This is a genomic window from Corynebacterium sp. HMSC055D05 (genome assembly GCF_001810365.1).
Classification (GTDB): domain Bacteria; phylum Actinomycetota; class Actinomycetes; order Mycobacteriales; family Mycobacteriaceae; genus Corynebacterium; species Corynebacterium coyleae.
On the sequence record NZ_KV801027.1, the window covers coordinates 1 to 1327 of the forward strand.

Here is a 1327-nt window from a genome sequence, read left to right on the forward strand (position 1 = left end):
TGGGCTGTGTCAAATTTTGTGGACGGGTAAACCCGTTGTGTTTGGTTGTGGGGGTTAGGCTGCGGCGGCGTGTGTGTCGGCGCAGCGGGTTTTGAATTGGCGCATTGCTTCGGCGGGGATCAGCCCGGTGGTGGAGTGGATGCGGCGGCGGTTGTAGTACGCCTCGATCCAGTGTCCGACTTCGTAGCGGGCGTCGAACTTCGACGCGAACTGCTTCTTTTCGTACAGCAGATGCAGCTTCAACGTGGAAAACATCGACTCCGCAACCGCGTTGTCCCAGCACACACCGACCGCGCCGGTGCTTAAACGCACATCGAGTTTCTTGGCTGTTTGCGCGAACTGCTTCGAGGTGTACTGCGAGCCGCGGTCGGAGTGAAACACCGCGTTGCCCGCGACGAAACCGGCCGCGTGCGCCATGGTCAGCGCGTCGACGACAAGTTGCGCACTCATCCGGTCTGCGATCTGCCACCCGACAACCATCCGTGTGCTCAGATCGATCACGACGGCCAGATACATCCATCCCTGCGCGGTGCGCAGGTAGGTGATGTCGCCGCACAGATAGGTTGTCGGCATCGCGGGGTAGAAACGGCGCCGAAGCAGATCAGCTCGTGCGCTCGCCTGCGGGTCTTGGATCGTGGTGCGTTTAAACGCGCGACGGTACTTGGTGTGCAGCGTGTTGTCAGCCATGATCTTTCGCACCGCATACAGCGTGGTTGCAACGTTTTGGGCCTGAAGCTGCCGGTAGATAGTGCGCGCCCCGGCAAAACCGTTGTGCTCGTTGAAGATCTCGATAACCAGATCGGTAATCGCCGCGCGTTTCGCCCGCGGTGTGCCACCGGCCGGCGGAGTATCTCTACGCTTGCGCCAGGCGTAATAGCCGGAGCTGGATACTTCCAACACACGGCACATCATTGACACTGGGTAGCGGGGGCAGGGGTTGCCTTCTTCGTGGAAGTGGGCAATTACCGCGAAGAGGTCCTCGTGGTGTGCTCCGTGGCGAAGAAGGCGGCCGCTTTTTTTAAAAACTCGTTTTCACGCTCGAGCTCTTTGATCCGCTTTGCCATCTCTGCCGGGTCCTGCGACGCGGCATCAGCAGCGCGCATGTGGCTGCCGGAACCAGTGCCCAAGGTGCCTTCGGCTTTGGCCACCCAGCGTCCCAACGACGAGGACGACACCCCGTACTCCTGGGCCACGGCACCACGAGTCTTGCCGAACATCAACACCTCATCAATGCACTGCTGACGAAACTGATCCGAATACTTACGTGGCATGATTTAATCCTTCCAGATCGGTGGGTTTCACCGTCCACCGGAATCATGACACCCCA

At 59.8% G+C, this 1327-nt stretch carries 1 protein-coding gene and 1 pseudogene; both read right to left on the reverse strand.

The features are described 5' to 3' along the window. Window positions 1-54: 54 nt before the first annotated feature. A pseudogene (locus HMPREF2734_RS01200) lies at window positions 55-969 on the reverse strand (IS3 family transposase); the annotation flags it as partial. After that, a complete protein-coding gene (locus HMPREF2734_RS01205) occupies window positions 963-1271 on the reverse strand; it encodes a transposase (RefSeq protein WP_070422110.1) in 309 nt (102 codons plus the stop codon). The pseudogene HMPREF2734_RS01200 and the gene HMPREF2734_RS01205, both read right to left, overlap by 7 nt. Between the last annotated feature and the right edge of the window lie 56 nt (window positions 1272-1327).

Excerpts from the sequence above, each read along its gene's own strand:
- HMPREF2734_RS01205 (WP_070422110.1), bottom strand. The coding sequence starts at position 1,271 with ATGCCACGTAAGTATTCGGATCAGTTTCGTCAGCAGTGCATTGATGAG.